The sequence below is a fragment of the Pedobacter alluvionis genome (assembly GCF_003664035.1).
In the GTDB taxonomy this organism is placed as follows: domain Bacteria; phylum Bacteroidota; class Bacteroidia; order Sphingobacteriales; family Sphingobacteriaceae; genus Pedobacter; species Pedobacter alluvionis.
Window position 1 is genome coordinate 94,078 of the sequence record NZ_RCCK01000012.1, and the last position, 17,697, is coordinate 111,774.

Here is a 17,697-nt window from a genome sequence, read left to right on the forward strand (position 1 = left end):
ATCAGAAAGCCTTTTTTCATTTGTGTATGTTATCCTTAGTTAATTGCGGCGATTTCTCTTTCAACAGCATCAGTTTCTATCGAACTGATGTTGGTTTTTAAAGCAGCAAATCTATCAATGGTTAACTTTTGTGATTTACCCATTACCAGTGTATGGATATCGGTAGAGCCACTTAATTTTAAATCTGCATGATCTGAAATTACAGTATATAAACCTTCTGAGCTAGTATTGATATCTGCATGTGCATTTCCTTTTAAAAAGATTTGAAGATATTTAGTGGTTAGTTTTCCTTCGGTTTTAACAACGGCATTTCCAGATGCTTCAATCCTGAAAAAATCATTTACATAAACGATTAATTTTGTTTTTTCGGTACTGGTTGATGTGATTTTTAAATTATCTCCATTTTGCATCACTTTTGCTGTGCCTGTGTTATCTTCGCTATAAGAAATACCAGCATTACCTCGCTGGATAATGGTTACTTCTACATTCCCTGCCACGGAAATTCTTTTAAAGGCTGATATTTTTGTAATGGCATCTGGTTCTTTTTCAATAGCAGAAACGCTTGTAGTAAATACAGCAGATGATAAAACAATTGCTGTTAATGAAGTTGCGATGAGGATTTTAATAGCGGTTTTCATAATATTTTTATTTAATAATTAAATGTTAATTAATTGTTATTTAAATGGTTAAGTTTTTTGTTTTTGTTTTGATGATAAGACGCCATGAAATCAAAAACGTTGCAGGCCATGTTGCATTTTTATACAATCGATGTGTATTACTCGACGAACAGGCATTAATCCAAGACGAAAACCTGAAACTTTACCAAGCATTTGTAAAATCTTTTAAGATTCATTTTTGGATTGCTCTTTTTTTTTATCTTTAGTGAGAATTTAGGCTGTTTATTTATGAAAAAAAAGGTTGTACTTGTTCAGGATAATAAAGATATCCTTGATATAATGGACCAGGTATTAGAAGACGAGGGCTTTGATGTTACGGCATCATTAACAACCGATCCTATAGATAAAATAGATGAAATTGAGCCCGATGTGGTGATTGTTGATGATCACATCAAAGGTAAAAAGAAGGGGTCGCAAGTGATTAAAGAACTTAAATCTGACCCTGAAACGCAAGATGTACCGGCCGTGCTCACCTCAACATCCAATAACTTACCACAACAGGCAGAAGATTGTAAAGCCGATGATTATATCGAAAAACCATTTGATATCGATCACATGGTTAATGTGGTAAAGAAAAATAGTTAATTTTAAATAGAATGTTTAGTTTTATTATATCTAAAATAATAAAGCTAATTTTTATGAAAAAAAATATCTTTTACATTTCATCAGTAATCTTACTCCTTTTTACCATTTCTTGTAGGAAACAAATTGGGAAATGGGACGATAATATAAAATTATCTCAAAAAACAGCCATTCTTAATTCCAGTAAAAATTCAATCATAATAACTACCAAATCTACAGGTTGGTGGTTAAATAGTATTGCATATAACAATACAATAGTTGATGTAAGAAACATCAAAGAAACCGCTATGAATTTTGTTGTTAATCACGCTGATTTTCAGGTTGAGCGAAAGGATGGAAACAAAATTATTATTACCATGAATGAGAATACTACAAATGTTGATAGGCTTTTGTCTGTAGGCTTACAAAATGGAAATTATTTTGATGGATTAACAATAACCCAATCAAAATAAAATTTTAATGCCGCTAACTATAGTTTATCTATTTAAGGATGGTTTAAAAGTATCTGTTTTAACCGTTGCATTTAACTCGTGCAAAATCTGGTACAATCCAAAGTTAGTCCGGTTAACATAAATAAAATGTTTTACGCCACGTGCCTGTTTAAATTCTGGCATCTTAGAGATCTTTTCACCGTAAGCATAAAGCTGCTCAAAAAAATCAGGTTTACTAAAATCAAAAGATTTACTGATATAAGGTTTGGCAAACAGACTGATCATTTCCTTATACGATTTATAATAAAACTCAACCTGTTCAGCAGAATCCTCTGCATGGATCATATCCAGTTTTCTAAAAGCATCGATGGTTTTATTTTTATCATTGATGACATCAGTAGAAATTAAGGAGAAAAACGGGTAATAAAAGTCGTCTGGCATTTCTTTAATACAGCCAAAATCAATTACGCCTAAATTTTCATCTGGAGTGATCATAAAATTTCCCGGATGTGGATCTGCATGTACAGCCCTCAGCTCGTGTTGCTGAAAGTTATAGAAATCCCATAAGGCCTGACCAATTTTATTCCGAAGTTGCTGCGAGGGATTGGTCTGCAAAAATTCCTTCAAGTGCTGGCCATCAATCCAATCCATGGTAATGACACGCTTGCCAGATAATTCGGAATAATATTTCGGAAAAACCACATGATCTAGGTTTTTACAGGCCTCAGAAAATTCTATAGAACGTTTAACTTCCAGTTCATAATCAGTTTCTTCGAGCAAACGTTCCTCAACTTCTTTTATATAGATATTCAATTCTCTTTCAGACATGCCCAGTAAACGGAATGCGAAAGGTTTTACCAGTTTTAAATCAGACGAAATACTATCGCCCACGCCAGGATATTGAATTTTAATGGCTAATTTTTTGCCATTAAGCATGGCCTGGTGTACCTGCCCGATAGAAGCTGCGTTGCTGGAATTTAAGTTAAAACTATCGAAAATGTTTTCAGGTGTTTTACCGAAATTTTTGGTGAAAGTGCGCACAATTAATGGGCCTGAAAGCGGGGGAGCATTGTATTGCGACTGGCTAAACTTATCGACATAAGATTTCGGCAGGATATTTTTATCCATGCTCAGCATTTGTGCAATTTTTAAGGCGCTTCCCTTAAGTTCGCTCAGTGATTTATAAATGTCGGTAGCATTATCCTCGTTAAGCTGTTCCCGGTCCATTTCAGGGTTAAACAGTTTTTTTGAATAATGTTTGATGTAATTACCGCCGATCTGAATGCCAGTTTTAACAAATTTTGCCGAACGCTCTACCTTTGTAGTTGGAATACTTTTTTGTGTCTTCATCTAATGTTTAAAACCTCATCTTTTCTGCAAATTTTCCGTTTCTGGATAAAAATTTCCCGTATTCCAATAAATTATCAATTGGCGAATGCTGAAAAAGATCGAAAGTAACGTTGATGCCTTTTTCTATGGCTTCGTCGCTTTTTTCGAAACCCTCACTATCATCGTTGATCCAGAAATTAAGAATAAAGGCAAACTGGATCCATAAGGCATCCTTATATCTTTTGCTTAAAAAGCGGCGCTCAGCAAGTTCTCCACTATCTAAACCCTCTTCAATAATTTCCTGTGCAAAGTTCTCGAAAATAGGCTTTACACCAGCCAGTACATCAGGGGTAGAAAATTTACCCCGGTGATTTTTTAAGCTATAAATCACAAAACTGCGCTCATTCTTCAGATTTTCGAGATAACTGTAAAAGAAAGAAAGCATTTTTTCTCTGGCCGTATACTGGAGCCAAACTTCCTGCTCTTTGATTTTTGTAATGGTTTCGAAAGTAAGTTCGAACCATGTTGTTTTTTCAATGCTTTCGAAAGAAGAGAAAAACTGATAAAAATCGGCTTCGGTAATTTTAATCTTTTTTGCAAAAATGTAAACCGATTTAGGCTTTTCATTGTTCGTTAAAACATAATCTAAATACCCTTTTCTAATTTGTTCAACAGTTGCCATATCGCTATTTTTTACAAGTATAACGTTTAATTAATCGGGTTGTTTTTACTGCTGGTTTTTTGTTGATCATGAAATTGTAATAATAGCTTTCAAAATATTTGAAAGTTGGTTTTTGACTAATTAATTTAGTTTTTAGCTTGTTTTAATGTTGATAATTTTTCGCTGTAAAGCTAATTTATTTAGTATTTTTGTTGCTGATTATTCTTTTAACTAAAGCACGGTAATATGATTCAGGTGAACGATTTTTTGTATGGCAAAATGGAACTGCCAATGGTATTTTCTGATCTGTTAAATACTGACGCTTTAAAAAGGTTAGGTGGGGTTCATCAAAGCGGTGCTATATTTTTGGTCAATCCGGATATCTGCCATTCGCGGTTAGAGCATGCCGTTGGAGTAACCATGCTGATCAGGATGCTTGGTGGCTCGGAACTGGAGCAAATTGCAGGCTTGCTACACGATATTTCACATACTGCTTTTTCTCATGTAGGCGATTATGTTTACGATAATCTGGACGAAGATTATCATGAAAAGGTTTTTGCCGAAGTGTTATGTAAATCGGAAGTGCCTGATGTGCTGTTGAAATATGGATATAATGTTAACCAGATTCTGTATGGCACCTTTGACATTTTAGAACAGCCTTTGCCGGCACTCTGTGCTGATCGTTTGGATTATACTTTACGCGATGGTATTCATGGTGGGGTAATTTCCCGCCAGCGTGCACGCGAATTTTTGACTTCCATTGTATTGAAAGATGGAAAAATTGCGGTAAATGCAGAAACTGAAGTAGCCTGGATTAATGAAGCTTTTGAGAAGCTGAATAATGAGGTGTTTAAATTGCCCCTTCATTTATATGCCAATGGCAAAATGGCCGAACTGATTAAGAAATTTTTGAATAAAGGAATATTGGTTGAAAGTGACCTGTTTAAAACAGATACCATGTTGCTGAACAAAATCAGAACATCATATGAAGGCTATGAAGCCATCAAGTCGATTAAACAGTTAAAAGGTTTTGCTGAATTTATGCGCCATGGTGCGGTACCAAACATTAAAAAAAGAACTTTAAATGCGTTGCTGGTTTAGTTTTCATTCAATTTGGAGTTTATGCCGGGTACTAGGAAACCAATGACCAAATTTGATAATGGCCAATAAACCAATAATCAAACAATCCGGTTTAAAAGAAATCACGTATATTGGGGAAAATATAACGATATGTCTGCAGTAGAAATTATTTTAATCGGCGTGGTTATCCTGCTTATTTTTGGTGGTAAGAAACTACCTGAATTAATGAGGGGGATAGGGAAGAGTGTAAAAGAATTTAAGGATGCCAAAAATGAGCCGCCAGTTAAATAATTTTTGTAAATGAAACTTTCCTTTATAGTCACTGTTTTACCATAAATAAACACCAATATGGAAAATCAAAAACAAGACCTGACCAAATCAAAATCAGATTTTACCAAAGAAAATACTGAAAATCCTGAAAAAGGACTCGATAACTGGAACGATCGTTTAGAGGAGAATCTGGAACCTGAAGCGCATAGTGATCATGAGGCAGATGAAAAGGCCAAAGATTTTTCAGAGAAATATGGTAGCGGCGACCAGTCCGATCAGGGAAATAACTGAATTTTTATCATCTAGCCAATTAAATTAAATAAAGGTGATATTTATTAATATCAATCAGTTGATGATTTAACAGGGAACCATATTAAAGTGGAGTTGTCATCTTTATTGGATTCTATTGATTGTGATTTATCAATCTAAATAAGTCTTCGACTACGCTCAGACTGACAATCGCAGTGTTTAACTTAATGACATTAGAGTAATGCTGCAAACGAGGACTATATTATAGTAACGCTATAACAGGAGCTAAATAGCTAAGCCATTATTCAATTTCAAAGGTGAAAATGCACAGGCCTATGCTCATAAGCCCGATCCGATAGCTATCGGATGTAATGGAAAGCCCGTAAGCGAGGAACGAGTGCGGACTTGGAATGGAAAGCGGGACTGAAGCTGCCACGCACAAAGAACCGCTCATTTCCCAATCACAAAATACACCACTTATATTTCGAGCGCAGCACTATCCTATCATTTGGCAATTTGAAATGCTATACTTTAGATAGTAACTGTAAACTAATAACTGAAAACTGCCAACTGAACTAAAGTTCTTTCCTCAGCCTTGCTACCGGAATATTCATTTGTTCACGATATTTCGCAACCGTTCTTCTGGCAATGTTGTAACCTCTTTCTTTTAAAATTTCGGTTAGTTTTTCATCTGCCAAAGGTTTGCGCTTATCTTCATTGCCAATGCAATCTTCTAAAATCTTTTTTACTTCTTTATTAGAAACTTCTTCACCGTTTTCAGTCTGTATTGCTTCTGAGAAGAAAGATTTTAATAGGAATGTGCCAAATTCGGTTTGTACATATTTAGAGTTGGCTACCCTGGATACGGTTGAAATATCCATATCGATTTTATCTGCAATATCTTTTAAGATCATCGGGCGCATTTTACGCTCATCGGCCGTTAAAAAATATTCGTATTGATAGTGCATAATGGCATTCATCGTTTTTAACAAAGTTTGTTGTCTTTGTTTAATCGCATCTATAAACCATCGGGCGGAATCTAATTTTTGTTTAACAAACTGAACAGCCTCTTTTAGCTTTTTATCTTTGGATGCAGCCTTGTCGTAATGCTCAAACATTTCCTGGTAAGATCTGCTTACCTTTAATTCTGGAGCATTTTTCGAATTTAAAGTCAAAATTAATATGCCATCGTTATTGCTGATGTGAAAATCAGGAATAATCTGCATTTGTTTAGTCGTAACCTGATTGGCATCACCTGGTTTCGGATTTAAGCGTAAAATTTCATTAACCACCTCTTTAAGCTCTTCGCTATCCAGGCCTAAACTTTTTTCTAATTTATCGTAATGTTTACGGGTAAACTCATCCAGATAGTTTTCTACAACATTCATTGCTTTAACTATAATAGGATTGTTCGGATCTTTTCTTTTTAACTGGATCAGTAAACATTCTTTCAGGTCTCTTGCGCCAATGCCCGGAGGATCGAAGCTTTGGATCAGTTTTAACATTTCCAATACATCCTCTTCCTCAACAATAACATTCTGAGAAAAAGCAAGGTCATCGATCATGGAGCCCAACGGACGGCGTAAATAACCATCATCATCTAAACTGCCAATAATCTGTTTGCCGATAATAAAATCCTGATCGGATAGGGGAATAAGGTCTAATTGCTCTTGTAAACTTTCAAAAAATGTACTTTCTATAGCTATTGGCGTTTCTTTTTTCTCCTCATCGTCGTCGCCATTATTGTAATTGGTGCTGTAATCGTTGGTCGAATCATCCTGTAAATAATCATCTACGTTAAATTCATCCATGCTGGTATCTTCTGATGGTTGTTCATAATCTTCAGGTCCATCATTTAGATCATCATATTCGCTCTTTGGCTCATCCTGAGTCATTAAGCTTGGATCTTCAAGCGCTGGGTTTTCTTCGAGTTCTTCTTTAACACGGGTATCTAAAGCAACGGTTGGTACCTGCAACAATTTAATAAACTGTATTTGTTGTGGTGATAACTTTTGTAATAATTTTTGTTGTAGGTGTTGTTTTAGCATATTAAATAGAAAAGAATAGGGCAAAAATAAACAATAGATTTCAGATATTATGCTGATTTGATCTAAATGCTATCGATATGTTTGGTTTTAAAATTAATTTGCTAAACATTTGTATTGAGTTTAATGTTTGCTACTTTAGTAAATAAATAAAACTAAACGAAAATAAGTATGGGGTTCGTAAAAGAATTTAAAGAGTTTGCCATTAAGGGGAATGCTTTCGATTTAGCGGTTGGGGTTATTATTGGTGGAGCTTTCGGTAAGATTGTGACCAGTGTAATTGAAGACCTGATAATGCCTGTAGTTGCTGCTATGGTGGGTAAACCAGATTTCAGCAGCATTTACTTTGCAATGGGTAAAGGATCAGAACTTATTCCTGAAGGCGCATCGTTGGCAGATGCCAAAAAAGCTGCTCCGGATGCCGCTATATTTGCATACGGTAATTTTATTACGGTTGCGATCAACTTCATACTATTGGCATTAATTGTTTTTATTATGGTTAAGGCAATTAACAGAATGAAAAAGAAAGAAGAAGCCGTAGCAATTGCCGCACCACCTGTGCCTACAAAAGAAGAAGTGCTTTTAACTGAAATCAGAGATTTACTAAAAGCAAAAGCATAAAATTAAAGCTCCGCAGACCGATCCCGGTTGCGGAGCCATTTCTTTTTAAGAACTTATTTTTAGGTACTTCTGTCGGGGTGACGGCTCAAGTGGTAAATATCTGCTGAACATCTTTTTAACTGATTCAGGTCAATAACTCCTTTTTGCCTTTGGATCTGTTATTATGATATAATCACCAAGATTTTTAAATTTCTCCCAATTGGGGTTGATAAAGCTTTCATCAGAAAACGACGAAATATTCAGGATTTTTAATTTTGGATTTAATTGTTTGAGTTTTGCCAGTGTCCCCAGTTTTTCATCGCTATGGAAACGCCCGTTAAGTTGAAAAACCTTTATGCCCTTATTTGCTTTAATAAACTTATTAATAGACCAGGCCATGGTCGCATCCCATAAATTTTGGGTCTGATAAATTTTCATCGAACCCATACTGTGTCCACCTAAAGTTTCTGTAAATTTTTCATAATATCTACCCTGAGCCGTATCAATAGGCAAGGGAGGTAAAAAATTGGATGATATTTTTGGGAAATTTTCTAAAACCTTAAGTCCGCCTAGTGTAACAGCATTGCTGTAACGTGTTGCCGCATTTGCGGCAACAACTTTTAACCCGTTCTGTTTGGCATACTCAATTAAAGGTCTGTAATCTTTGTAATTTCCCCACGCCCTGCTTTCTTTAATAAAATTTTTTTCTGATATTAATCCTGCCAGGTATTCGTCTAACTCAGGTTGTACATCGGTATGGAACATTTCTAAAGATAGCGCCGTTTTTAATGGATATTTTGAATGGAGTTTTCTGAAAAGCAGCGCTTCAAGGTAGTGCCCTACAGAATCGTTATGATCTTCGCCAAAGAATAAAACATCTGCCTGCTCCATATCAGCAACAATATCGTCTATTGCTATCAGTTTTTGTTTTTTTACATCGTAGATCTGATAATGGCTACTCATTTCCTGTGCCTGTAAACAGGTAGAAGTAACAAGAACAAACATTAATAAGAGAAATTTCATGCCATCAAAATAACAAAATAATTTTCACCGATAAAATAGGGGCACTTACCGCCTTTTACCGGGTTCTTGCATGTTATATATATTATGATTGGGTGCTTATCAATATTTTTGGATTATTAAATACGAGCACAAATGGAAAATATAAATAATAACGATAACAGCCAGCTTAAAAACTCAGGAAGGGTTTGGAGCGGTTTCGTCATAGTCATCATCGGATTTGCATTTTTATTGAACAATATGGGATTAGCGATTCCGAGGTGGATATTCAGCTGGTCTAATTTTTTAATTTTACTTGGTGTATTTCTCGGCGTTCGTCGTAACTTTAAAGGAATAGCCTGGCTGATTTTGATTTTGATCGGCGCTTACAATACTTTATGTAATATTCCCGGATTAGATCTCGACTTATCTAAATATGCATTAGGTATTGGTTTAGTGATAGTAGGCGGTTTTTTAATCTTCAGACCAAAGGATACTTTTGGTTATAAGAAAAAACGCAAAGATAAAAACAAAGCCGATTTTGATTTTGAAACAGCCAGCGATCAGAAAACGGCAAATAATAATGATGTTATTGATGTAATGGCGGTTTTTGGGGGCAGTAACCAAACGGTTTACTCTAAAAACTTTCAGGGAGGCGATATTACGGCTGTGTTTGGAGGAGCGGATATTGTAATGAGCCAGGCAGATTTTCCTGAAACTGTGTCGCTTGATGTAACAGCAGTTTTTGGAGGAATTAAATTAGTTGTACCCCAAAACTGGGCAATAAAATCGAACGTAACGGCACTTTTTGGGAGCGTTGAAGATAAAAGATCACATGTGATGCCGGTAGCAGAGTTGAAAAAAACATTAATTTTAGATGGGACGGCTTTATTTGGCGGGATTGAAATTAAAAGTTTCTAAATATTTATTATAAACATTGCCGATGAAATGGTTTGCAGTAAATTGTATCTATCAGGTAATTTGTGGTGAAGGAAACCATACGCCCCAATTTAATGAACAAACGCGTTTAATCCAGGCAGAAGGTATAAAGCAGGCTTTAAGCAAAGCTAATTTGAATGCCGTACACTTTAATCCCTCTTTTAATAATTGCCAGGGAGAGCAGGTAATATGGAAGTTTTTAGGTGTAGGTGGAATATCGGAAGTTGCAAAACTTACCGATGGTGTTGAAGTAAGTTCCAGGATTGTTGAGCCCAAATCAGTTACACAATACCTGGAAAAGCTGGCACACCGTAATAAATCATTAACTAATCAAAACGATTTTGACAACTAGACCTTTATCCGTTCCACAAATACAGAAAGTATCGCTTACCATTGCAATAGTGTGGACGGTACTGTGTGGTGCCGGATTGCATTATGTAGTTAATTTTTCCTGGTGGATAGCAATAACCGATAGCTTAACCAATAACTTTTTGCTGGCCTTGGCTTGTATAGGGTTAAGCAATATGCTGGGTTATTATCAGCCAAAAAATGAACGGATTCTCTATGTACTGATTATTACGCTGGCCCTAACATTTGTAATTATTTATGCAGCTAAATACAGCGTGCTTTATATTTTTGCCGATTATAAAGAATACAAAGATTTTTACAATTTCTCTTTTGCCTTTAGAGGCTTAATTTCTTTTATGTGTTTAGCCTGGTGTGCCTTAGCTAATATTTTATGGTATAGGCTAGAAGAACAATCAGAAACACACGAAAGACTATCGGCAGCTAAAAGTTTAGCCAAAGAAGCTGAGTTAAATAAGTTAAGACACCAATTACAGCCGCATTTTCTTTTTAACAGTTTAAATTCGGTATTTGCACTTACCATGGTTAATCCAAAAGAGGCGGGGGTAATGATTACAAAATTAGCTTCTTTTTTACGTGGTACCCTAAAACGCGATGATGAATTATGGGTTTCTGTGGAGGAAGAAATGGAGTATATTCAGCTGTATCTTGATATCGAAAAAGTAAGGTTTAGCCATAGGTTAAACATTGAAGTTAACGTTGCTGAAGATACTTTAAACCTTTGCCTGCCCGGTACATTATTGCAACCTATCGTAGAAAACGCCATAAAATTCGGACTGTATAACACATCTGCAGGCATTACCATCAAAGTTGATGTTACTGTAGAGTACAATATTTTACAGTTGCGCGTACAAAATCCTTTCGATCCGGAGATGAAAGCTGCCGGAGGTACAGGATTTGGTTTAAGTGCCATTAAGCGCAGGTTATATCTGTTATTTGCAAATACCCATTTATTACAAACCGATATTGAGGCAAATAATTTATATATTACCACCCTAAAAATTCCACAGAAAAATGATCAGAACAATACTAATTGACGATGAGCCTTTAGCGAGAGATATTGTAAAATACTACCTTTCAGATCATGCAGAAATAGAGATTGTAGCAGAATGTGTGGATGGGTTTGAAGGTTTAAAAGCCATTACCTTACATAAGCCTGATTTAATTTTTCTCGATATACAAATGCCTAAAATCAGTGGTTTCGAAATGCTCGAACTGGTGGAAGACAAACCTGCGGTAATTTTTACCACAGCTTTTGATGAATATGCCATTAAAGCTTTTGAAGTTAATGCAGTAGATTATCTGCTTAAGCCGATTGATAAGTCGCGTTTCGATGCTGCTATTAAAAAGTTACCGGGCAAATTAAATCAAACAGCAAATACAGAGGCCGTTTTGGATGCTGCAGCTTTAAGTCCGGCCCAAAATAATAGGGTAGTGGTTAAAAAAGATGGCGTAATTAAGATTATTCCTGTTGCCGATATCAACTATTTAGAGGCCGATGATGATTATGTGAAATTAAGTACTGTTGATGGTGCTTTCTATAAGAATAAAACGATGGCTTATTTTGAACAAACACTCGATGTGAGCCAGTTTATCCGTATCCATAGGTCATACATCATTAATCTGGCTCAGGTAACTAAAATAGAGCTTAAAGAGAAAGATAGTTATGTGGTTTTGTTAAAGTCTGATATCTGGTTGCCGGTGAGTAAAACAGGCTATGTAAAATTGAAGGCCGCGCTGGGCTTGTAAAAAAGTAATGTTTATAACTGGCGTCACCCTGTCCCGAAACTTCGGGATCATGACCTTCATTGCCAGAAAGATGTTAGCTCACTATGTAGTCATTAGTTTTTTGCAAAGCAATTGAGTGCTAGAACTATTGTTAGTCCTGCTTTTCGTTACTCCCGATGAAGAATCGGGATCACTCCAATCAGGTTTATTTTACAGCTGCCGTGCTGCTATTAATGTTTTGCGCTTTTCTAGCGCCACATGCGAAATAGAATACTAGCCCGTCCCATCGGGACGAATCATAGGTAGACATGTTTGGTGAAACAATAAAACATACAAGCACATATTTTAAATGCCCACAAGGCATCTTTTTCAAAAGAATTATTACATTTGCATTTAAATAGAAAAAAATAATAATTAATCACTCTTGCATTTGTAGAGAAATCGCTTTATATTTGCACCTCTTAATTTTACAATAGATAATATACAGTCATGAAAAGAACATACCAACCTTCGCAAAGAAAGAGAAGAAACAAACACGGCTTCCGCGAAAGAATGGCAACAGCTAACGGCAGACGAGTATTAGCATCACGTCGTGCTAAAGGAAGAAAAAGATTAACAGTTTCTGACGAACGCAAGCATAAAGCATAATTTTTGATTGCTTTTCCGTTAATTCGGAATTGGCAGATCAAAATCTGCAATTATCAATCAAAATATATGTACACATTCAAGAAAGAAGAACGGTTATGCAGCAGGAAACATTTAGACCTGTTGTTTAAAAACGGTTCTTCTTTTTTATTATATCCCTTCCGGATTTCTTATCTTTTTGTTGATGCACCTGCTAATGTACAAGCACAGGTGGTGATCAATGTTCCTAAAAGAAGATATAAACGGGCAGTAGACCGCAATCTGCTCAAACGCCGCATACGCGAAGCTTATCGCCTAAATAAACAAGATAAATTTTACATGTCATTACCTGCAGATCGGGGATTGCTTTTGTTTTCAATCCAGTTTGTAGGAAAGGATAAGTATGAATTTGCTTTCATCGAGAAAAAACTGATTGCTACCTTTAAGCGTTTCCAAAATTTAATCCAGCCCAATGAAATTCATCAATAAAATTTTTGGATGGTTTTTTTTAGGGTTAATCAAAATTTACCAATACGCCATTTCACCTATGCTTGGCGCAAACTGCCGCTTTACACCAACCTGCTCCCAATATGGGATAGAGGCCATTAAAAAACATGGCCCGTTTAAAGGTGGCTGGCTGGCACTGAAGCGTATAGGCCGCTGCCATCCCTGGGGCAAACATGGGCACGATCCGGTTCCATAGTGAGGATTAATCGTTCATTAGTCATTAGTTCATTTGTCATTAGTTTATTTCTAATCGGTTAATCGATCGGTTATTGTTTTATTGATGGTTGATTTGTCAAGGACTGCAGGCTAACTAATTCAGTTTTGCACTCAATTATCACAATTGAAAGATTCGGGTAAAGATCCTTCGACTACACTGCCATTGATGTTATTTTACAAATTGTTATTAATCAGTATTTTAACTGCTTTCGCATTTCCGCCCAACTAGGCCATAGCACGGTATCCCCGTTCTACTTAAATCCGGCCTAACAAATTTTTCGGGCTGCACTGTTCTGGCCGTACAACCGGCTTCAAAAGAAAACGGCGAAGCCCTCATGAATGCAGCTGAAAGTTATAAACAACAAATGAATAAATTTTCAGCCGGCATTTTTTGTTTCTTTTTGATGCCAAAAAGAAAGAGCCCTTCGGCGGCGGCGAGCCGAGGCAAGACCGTGGTGCACGGCAAAAGAAATCAATTATACGTCAAAATATTGATTTTTTTTAAATAAATTATCCCTCAGTATAACACGGCACGAAGGGTATTTGACTCGGGACTTAGGACTAAAGACTGCGGACAAGCAGCGCCCATCTTCTACAATCCCTATTACATCTTTCATTTTTACTTATCTTTGGTCCATGGCTAAAATACTTCAAATAGAAACCGCTACAGCGATCTGTTCTGTAGCATTATCTGTTAACGGGAAAACAATTTCATTTAAAGAAGAGCACGGACAAAACCTGCACGCAGCAAATTTAACCCTGTTTATTGATGAGGTAGTTAGAACTGCAGGACTAAGCTATCAGGAGATTGATGCCATCGCTGTAAGTAAAGGTCCTGGATCTTATACCGGATTGAGAATTGGTGTTTCTACTGCTAAAGGACTTTGTTATGCCTTAGATAAACCCCTGATTGCAATTGAAACATTAGAAATGATGGCTGCCGGTTACTTAGCACAGAACCCGGATTATTCTGGTTTAATTTGTCCGATGATTGATGCCCGTAGAATGGAAGTTTATACCTCAATTTTCGACCTATCGTTAAACATAATTTTACCAACTGAAGCTAAAATTATTGATGAAACAAGTTTTACAGATTATCTGGCACAGGACACGCTTACTTTTATAGGTGATGGCGCAGCCAAGTGTGCAGAAGTTTTAACACATCAAAATGCAAAATTCGATGAAGCTAACTTTAATTCTGCAACATATATGTCGCGTTTAGCTAACAAAGCTTTCAGCAACAGTAAATTTGAAGATGTAGCCTATTTCGAACCCTTTTACCTGAAAGATTTTGTAGTTACCCAATCTAAAAAACAACAAGCACAGGGTTAAAACGTTTATCGTTTTTTAAAGATCGAAAACAAATTTTTAAAGAAACTCCCCCCTTCATTGTTATTTATGCCAGGTATTACATCGGCAAACTGCGGATGGTTAACCTCATTGCCGAATTTAATGCCTACACCCATATAAAAAGAAGCACCGTTGGGGCCATTGCCTATTGTAGCATCTTTTTTAAGTAGTCCATAAGCCTGGAAACTGGTAGCCACTAAATTATCGGTACCCATAAACAATTCGAAATTTGGCGTCTGGTATTTTCCTTGCAGGCCAACCATAAAAACACCATTTAAATTATATAATGGGGTAATACTTCCTGAAAGATCGTTAAAAATAAAGGTATTTACAAAAGCGATGTCCCCGCCTTTGTAAAACAGGTTTTTCGAAACGGCCAATGCGGGTTTGTAAAAATCATAACGTTTAGATAGGTAAACATCCAGTTTAGCATTTGTTGGGGCCAAAAACTTTTTGGGTTGCCCTGAACGGAGGAAAATGTCTTTTATTTGCTGATTGATATTCGACTGGTTGTTTACTATATTCGGAATACCGTCCGGTTGATTTATAGTAGTACGTTGGGTATTACTGCGCCACCAGATAAATCCTAAATCTTTAATGTTAGCCATTAAAAACAAACCCTTTTCCGTGGTATAATTTGTTCCAAAACCTAATGATAAACCAGGGTTTTTAAAATTTGGGAAGAAGTTTTTCTGATCTACCTCCTTAAAGTCAGAGAAGTTAGCGGAATAGGTTCCTTTCAAGCTAATTAACGGATCATTTGATCCGGGTGTGATATATAAATAAGAATCAGAAACATCTAATTTGTTATAAAGTATTCCGCTCAATATACTTGCTTTTAAACCAAATGCCAGCCTTTTATTCCAGTTTTCCCGATAGGTAAAGCTAAATTGATGGTAGCTTTGTTCATAACCCTTGGTATCCAATATCCCGGAATACAGTTGGGCGGTATTAAATCTTTCGAAAGAATTAAAAATAACCAAAGTTTCGTTAGTGTAATCTATATTTGCATCAGATCTGATCTGCCACGAAAACCCCATTTCATTTTGATCGTTATAAGACATGAAAAGCCTGAAGGCTGCTACATAGATATTGCTGTTCTCAAAAAAATGATTTACTTCTCCGGTGCCAATCGGTAAACTTCTGCTATCAAAAACACCTGTCTGTGTTAATTTTCTTATGGTTGGCCCGGAGCTTCCCTTATTAATGGCATTTGTTCCAAGATAGGGTAAGAAGAAATTGGAAGAAAATCTTCGTGATGAATTCAGGGTGAAAGAGTTTTGAGATGGATTTTCGAATGCATCAAACATGGTTTTTGTGTCAAAAAGCGCATATTGTTGTGCATTTGCAACCCCGAAGCTGGCTATTGCCAGTAACGCAAGTAAAAGTTTCTTCATGTAAAATAGTTTCCAGGGATGGTTTCCTTATTAACGGTTACTTAATGAATCTGGTATTTCTGGTTGTATATATTTGTTTAAAAGCAAGTTAGTGATGAACTTGTTTTTATCTGAACTCATTTGGTAGCAAAAGGTATCGAAACTTTTTAAACCACTATCGGCCCGTAAATGTTTGTAGAAATTCAGTTGAATGTTGTGCCTGAAAATATCTGCAGAATTTTTAGTATTGATGTAATAGCTGATATTCGACGTGGTAGAAATCTGGTTCATTGCACCTAAATATTGTGGCGTTTGTATTAAAAGCCTGTTGTTTTTATAATTATTTAGAAATGATTGCAACGTGCTGGCATTATTGGCTACAACTAAATTATTATCTATAATGACGTAATAAGGGCGTGCAAATTTTTTAAAAGGCTCACCAAAATAACTGTATAAGATATCTGTCGATTTAAAGAGCTTAATTTCTTCGTTATACTCTGCACTTACATCCAGCAATAACTGTTTTACCTTTTCACCATTTGATAATGAAATTGCGCCTAGTTTTTCGCTGGTGCTTAACTGAAAAAGAATAAACTGATTTTTCGTGTAAGTAGTGAATATCAAATTTAAATCTGTTCTGTAATCATCCTTTACTTTTTTTATTGCGGCATTGGTTTTTGAAAGTATTTTCGTCTGTTCCTGCCAGCTATTCAGTTTTTTGAGCCATTTACCATAATCATCATAAGCATAAAGTACATAATTCGCAGTATTATCAGGCAGGATATTTTGGATAGATGTATTTTGGGCCGCGGTGTTTTCGAATAATTTAAGATAATTATGCTGATCTTTTAATTCGGTACTCCCGTTGAAAAGAATTTTCTCTTTACTGAAATTGTAATTGAGTACAGCGAAACTGTTCTGCTGGTTAAACAGGGCAATTTCGCCATTAATGTTACCTGCAATAATATTTTTGAGCAATAAGGTAGCCTGGTTAAAATTAATATAAACATGGCTGAGCACATTTTTAATTTGACGGTTATTCTCCTTAATGTATTCGGTAAATGGGTTTTCTGTTAAACGTACATTGGCATCATTAATCAGTTTGAGTGATGTTGATGCAGTTAATACCTGGTTATGAATACCTAAATAAACCGATAAGCTGTCATTGAGCTTCACCGTGTACAGGTCCTTAGCATTTTCGCTGATCGTTTTTTTTAATTTTAACTGTTCGTAGAGTTTTTTGATGTCATTATCACGTTGTATCTGCACGGTGATTAAGAAGTTCAGCGTTTTATTCGAGTCCGGCAGTACACTAATATAAACCTGCTGATCTTTCAGGTATCTGTTAAACAGATTATCGTCGATAATGCTTGCTTTCAGCTGTTTTAACAGGTTCATTTTATCTTTCCCTAAAACCTGTTGGAGAAGCTGCTGCCCTTCAATGATATCGTAAAAACCTTTATCGTTTTGAAAAGAAAACACCAAAGCGGCATTATTGGTTGCCGATTGCAGCGCCAGGTCTTTCGCATCATTATCAATTCCCAATTTCGAAAAATAGAGGTAGGCCATAAAGGCTACACTTAAAAATAATGCACTTGTTAGAATTACGATTTTTTTCATCTGCTGTGCAACAAATTTAATTTATTACATTGATTAGTGAGAAGTTCT

21 protein-coding genes are annotated in these 17,697 nt (G+C 36.0%); 14 read left to right on the forward strand and 7 right to left on the reverse strand.

Translation table 11 applies throughout. The annotated features are described in order from the left end of the window. Positions 1 to 35 precede the first annotated feature (35 nt). On the reverse strand, positions 36 to 638 hold the full coding sequence (locus tag BCL90_RS14290; protein WP_121284687.1) for a GIN domain-containing protein: 603 nt from the start codon (positions 636 to 638) through the stop codon (positions 36 to 38). Positions 639 to 905: 267 nt separating this feature from the next. Here BCL90_RS14290 and BCL90_RS14300 point away from each other — a divergent pair, with 267 nt between their 5' ends. Together BCL90_RS14300 and BCL90_RS14305 are read left to right on the forward strand one after the other, a co-directional pair. Then, complete coding sequence (locus BCL90_RS14300) at positions 906 to 1,262, forward strand: response regulator (RefSeq protein WP_121284689.1); 357 nt, start codon at positions 906 to 908, stop codon at positions 1,260 to 1,262. A 53-nt stretch (positions 1,263 to 1,315) separates the two neighbouring features. Continuing rightward, complete coding sequence (locus BCL90_RS14305) at positions 1,316 to 1,711, forward strand: hypothetical protein (protein ID WP_121284690.1); 396 nt, start codon at positions 1,316 to 1,318, stop codon at positions 1,709 to 1,711. A gap of 24 nt (positions 1,712 to 1,735) precedes the next feature. On the opposite strand, the gene BCL90_RS14310 is transcribed toward BCL90_RS14305, so the two are convergent. Next, positions 1,736 to 3,040 (reverse strand): ABC1 kinase family protein, encoded by a 1,305-nt coding sequence (locus BCL90_RS14310; RefSeq protein ID WP_121284691.1) that lies wholly within the window; start codon positions 3,038 to 3,040, stop codon positions 1,736 to 1,738. A 7-nt stretch (positions 3,041 to 3,047) separates the two neighbouring features. Further along, positions 3,048 to 3,701 carry a TetR family transcriptional regulator C-terminal domain-containing protein gene (locus tag BCL90_RS14315; protein WP_121284692.1) on the reverse strand — a complete coding sequence of 218 codons (654 nt, stop codon included), beginning with the start codon at positions 3,699 to 3,701 and terminating at the stop codon, positions 3,048 to 3,050. 225 nt (positions 3,702 to 3,926) lie between these two features. Here BCL90_RS14315 and BCL90_RS14320 point away from each other — a divergent pair, with 225 nt between their 5' ends. The 3 genes from BCL90_RS14320 (at position 3,927) to BCL90_RS14330 (ending at position 5,321) form a co-directional block, all read left to right on the forward strand. Next, entirely contained in the window at positions 3,927 to 4,781 is an 855-nt protein-coding gene (locus tag BCL90_RS14320; protein WP_121284693.1) for an HD domain-containing protein, read from the forward strand. 129 nt (positions 4,782 to 4,910) lie between these two features. Further along, complete coding sequence (locus tag BCL90_RS14325; protein ID WP_121284694.1) at positions 4,911 to 5,051, forward strand: Sec-independent protein translocase subunit TatA/TatB; 141 nt, start codon at positions 4,911 to 4,913, stop codon at positions 5,049 to 5,051. A gap of 57 nt (positions 5,052 to 5,108) precedes the next feature. Continuing rightward, positions 5,109 to 5,321: a hypothetical protein gene (locus BCL90_RS14330; RefSeq protein WP_121284695.1), complete on the forward strand. Its 213-nt coding sequence runs from the start codon at positions 5,109 to 5,111 to the stop codon at positions 5,319 to 5,321. A gap of 533 nt (positions 5,322 to 5,854) precedes the next feature. Here the strand turns inward: BCL90_RS14330 and rpoN are convergent. Then, positions 5,855 to 7,327 carry an RNA polymerase factor sigma-54 gene (rpoN, locus tag BCL90_RS14335; protein ID WP_121284696.1) on the reverse strand — a complete coding sequence of 491 codons (1,473 nt, stop codon included), beginning with the start codon at positions 7,325 to 7,327 and terminating at the stop codon, positions 5,855 to 5,857. Positions 7,328 to 7,495: 168 nt separating this feature from the next. Here rpoN and mscL point away from each other — a divergent pair, with 168 nt between their 5' ends. Then, positions 7,496 to 7,945, forward strand: coding sequence for a large conductance mechanosensitive channel protein MscL (gene mscL / locus BCL90_RS14340; protein WP_121284697.1), 450 nt, complete (start codon positions 7,496 to 7,498; stop codon positions 7,943 to 7,945). A gap of 129 nt (positions 7,946 to 8,074) precedes the next feature. Here mscL and BCL90_RS14345 read toward each other — a convergent pair whose 3' ends face one another. Further along, on the reverse strand, positions 8,075 to 8,947 hold the full coding sequence (locus tag BCL90_RS14345; RefSeq protein WP_121284698.1) for a ChaN family lipoprotein: 873 nt from the start codon (positions 8,945 to 8,947) through the stop codon (positions 8,075 to 8,077). A gap of 132 nt (positions 8,948 to 9,079) precedes the next feature. On the opposite strand from BCL90_RS14345, the gene BCL90_RS14350 reads away from it, so the two are divergent. The 8 genes from BCL90_RS14350 (at position 9,080) to tsaB (ending at position 14,635) form a co-directional block, all read left to right on the forward strand. Beyond that, positions 9,080 to 9,844, forward strand: coding sequence for a LiaF transmembrane domain-containing protein (locus BCL90_RS14350; protein ID WP_121284699.1), 765 nt, complete (start codon positions 9,080 to 9,082; stop codon positions 9,842 to 9,844). A 22-nt stretch (positions 9,845 to 9,866) separates the two neighbouring features. Continuing rightward, positions 9,867 to 10,214 (forward strand): DUF4288 domain-containing protein, encoded by a 348-nt coding sequence (locus BCL90_RS14355; protein WP_121284700.1) that lies wholly within the window; start codon positions 9,867 to 9,869, stop codon positions 10,212 to 10,214. Then, on the forward strand, positions 10,204 to 11,265 hold the full coding sequence (locus BCL90_RS14360) for a sensor histidine kinase (protein ID WP_244095085.1): 1,062 nt from the start codon (positions 10,204 to 10,206) through the stop codon (positions 11,263 to 11,265). The genes BCL90_RS14355 and BCL90_RS14360 overlap by 11 nt, the downstream gene beginning before the upstream one ends. Then, complete coding sequence (locus BCL90_RS14365) at positions 11,243 to 11,977, forward strand: LytR/AlgR family response regulator transcription factor (protein WP_121284701.1); 735 nt, start codon at positions 11,243 to 11,245, stop codon at positions 11,975 to 11,977. The genes BCL90_RS14360 and BCL90_RS14365 overlap by 23 nt, the downstream gene beginning before the upstream one ends. 468 nt (positions 11,978 to 12,445) lie before the next feature. Continuing rightward, positions 12,446 to 12,604 (forward strand): 50S ribosomal protein L34, encoded by a 159-nt coding sequence (rpmH, locus tag BCL90_RS14370; RefSeq protein ID WP_010601723.1) that lies wholly within the window; start codon positions 12,446 to 12,448, stop codon positions 12,602 to 12,604. A 66-nt stretch (positions 12,605 to 12,670) separates the two neighbouring features. Beyond that, positions 12,671 to 13,069, forward strand: coding sequence for a ribonuclease P protein component (locus BCL90_RS14375; protein ID WP_121284702.1), 399 nt, complete (start codon positions 12,671 to 12,673; stop codon positions 13,067 to 13,069). Then, positions 13,053 to 13,283, forward strand: coding sequence for a membrane protein insertion efficiency factor YidD (gene yidD, locus BCL90_RS14380; RefSeq protein WP_025142648.1), 231 nt, complete (start codon positions 13,053 to 13,055; stop codon positions 13,281 to 13,283). Before BCL90_RS14375 ends, yidD begins: the two co-directional genes overlap by 17 nt. Before the next feature lie 656 nt (positions 13,284 to 13,939). Beyond that, positions 13,940 to 14,635, forward strand: coding sequence for a tRNA (adenosine(37)-N6)-threonylcarbamoyltransferase complex dimerization subunit type 1 TsaB (gene tsaB, locus BCL90_RS14385; protein WP_121284703.1), 696 nt, complete (start codon positions 13,940 to 13,942; stop codon positions 14,633 to 14,635). Positions 14,636 to 14,640: 5 nt separating this feature from the next. Here the strand turns inward: tsaB and BCL90_RS14390 are convergent, their stop codons facing one another. Both BCL90_RS14390 and BCL90_RS14395 read right to left on the reverse strand, forming a co-directional pair. After that, a complete protein-coding gene (locus BCL90_RS14390; protein ID WP_121284704.1) occupies positions 14,641 to 16,050 on the reverse strand; it encodes a DUF5723 family protein in 1,410 nt (469 codons plus the stop codon). Positions 16,051 to 16,080: 30 nt separating this feature from the next. After that, a complete protein-coding gene (locus BCL90_RS14395) occupies positions 16,081 to 17,649 on the reverse strand; it encodes a hypothetical protein (protein ID WP_121284705.1) in 1,569 nt (522 codons plus the stop codon). Positions 17,650 to 17,697 lie beyond the last annotated feature (48 nt).

Coding starts and splice junctions, on each gene's coding strand:
- BCL90_RS14290 (WP_121284687.1), bottom strand. CDS start 638: ATGAAAACCGCTATTAAAATCCTCATCGCAACTTCATTAACAGCAATT.
- BCL90_RS14300 (WP_121284689.1), top strand. CDS start 906: ATGAAAAAAAAGGTTGTACTTGTTCAGGATAATAAAGATATCCTTGAT.
- BCL90_RS14305 (WP_121284690.1), top strand. CDS start 1,316: ATGAAAAAAAATATCTTTTACATTTCATCAGTAATCTTACTCCTTTTT.
- BCL90_RS14310 (WP_121284691.1), bottom strand. CDS start 3,040: ATGAAGACACAAAAAAGTATTCCAACTACAAAGGTAGAGCGTTCGGCA.
- BCL90_RS14315 (WP_121284692.1), bottom strand. CDS start 3,701: ATGGCAACTGTTGAACAAATTAGAAAAGGGTATTTAGATTATGTTTTA.
- BCL90_RS14320 (WP_121284693.1), top strand. CDS start 3,927: ATGATTCAGGTGAACGATTTTTTGTATGGCAAAATGGAACTGCCAATG.
- BCL90_RS14325 (WP_121284694.1), top strand. CDS start 4,911: ATGTCTGCAGTAGAAATTATTTTAATCGGCGTGGTTATCCTGCTTATT.
- BCL90_RS14330 (WP_121284695.1), top strand. CDS start 5,109: ATGGAAAATCAAAAACAAGACCTGACCAAATCAAAATCAGATTTTACC.
- rpoN (WP_121284696.1), bottom strand. CDS start 7,327: ATGCTAAAACAACACCTACAACAAAAATTATTACAAAAGTTATCACCA.
- mscL (WP_121284697.1), top strand. CDS start 7,496: ATGGGGTTCGTAAAAGAATTTAAAGAGTTTGCCATTAAGGGGAATGCT.
- BCL90_RS14345 (WP_121284698.1), bottom strand. CDS start 8,947: ATGAAATTTCTCTTATTAATGTTTGTTCTTGTTACTTCTACCTGTTTA.
- BCL90_RS14350 (WP_121284699.1), top strand. CDS start 9,080: ATGGAAAATATAAATAATAACGATAACAGCCAGCTTAAAAACTCAGGA.
- BCL90_RS14355 (WP_121284700.1), top strand. CDS start 9,867: ATGAAATGGTTTGCAGTAAATTGTATCTATCAGGTAATTTGTGGTGAA.
- BCL90_RS14365 (WP_121284701.1), top strand. CDS start 11,243: ATGATCAGAACAATACTAATTGACGATGAGCCTTTAGCGAGAGATATT.
- rpmH (WP_010601723.1), top strand. CDS start 12,446: ATGAAAAGAACATACCAACCTTCGCAAAGAAAGAGAAGAAACAAACAC.
- BCL90_RS14375 (WP_121284702.1), top strand. CDS start 12,671: ATGTACACATTCAAGAAAGAAGAACGGTTATGCAGCAGGAAACATTTA.
- yidD (WP_025142648.1), top strand. CDS start 13,053: ATGAAATTCATCAATAAAATTTTTGGATGGTTTTTTTTAGGGTTAATC.
- tsaB (WP_121284703.1), top strand. CDS start 13,940: ATGGCTAAAATACTTCAAATAGAAACCGCTACAGCGATCTGTTCTGTA.
- BCL90_RS14390 (WP_121284704.1), bottom strand. CDS start 16,050: ATGAAGAAACTTTTACTTGCGTTACTGGCAATAGCCAGCTTCGGGGTT.
- BCL90_RS14395 (WP_121284705.1), bottom strand. CDS start 17,649: ATGAAAAAAATCGTAATTCTAACAAGTGCATTATTTTTAAGTGTAGCC.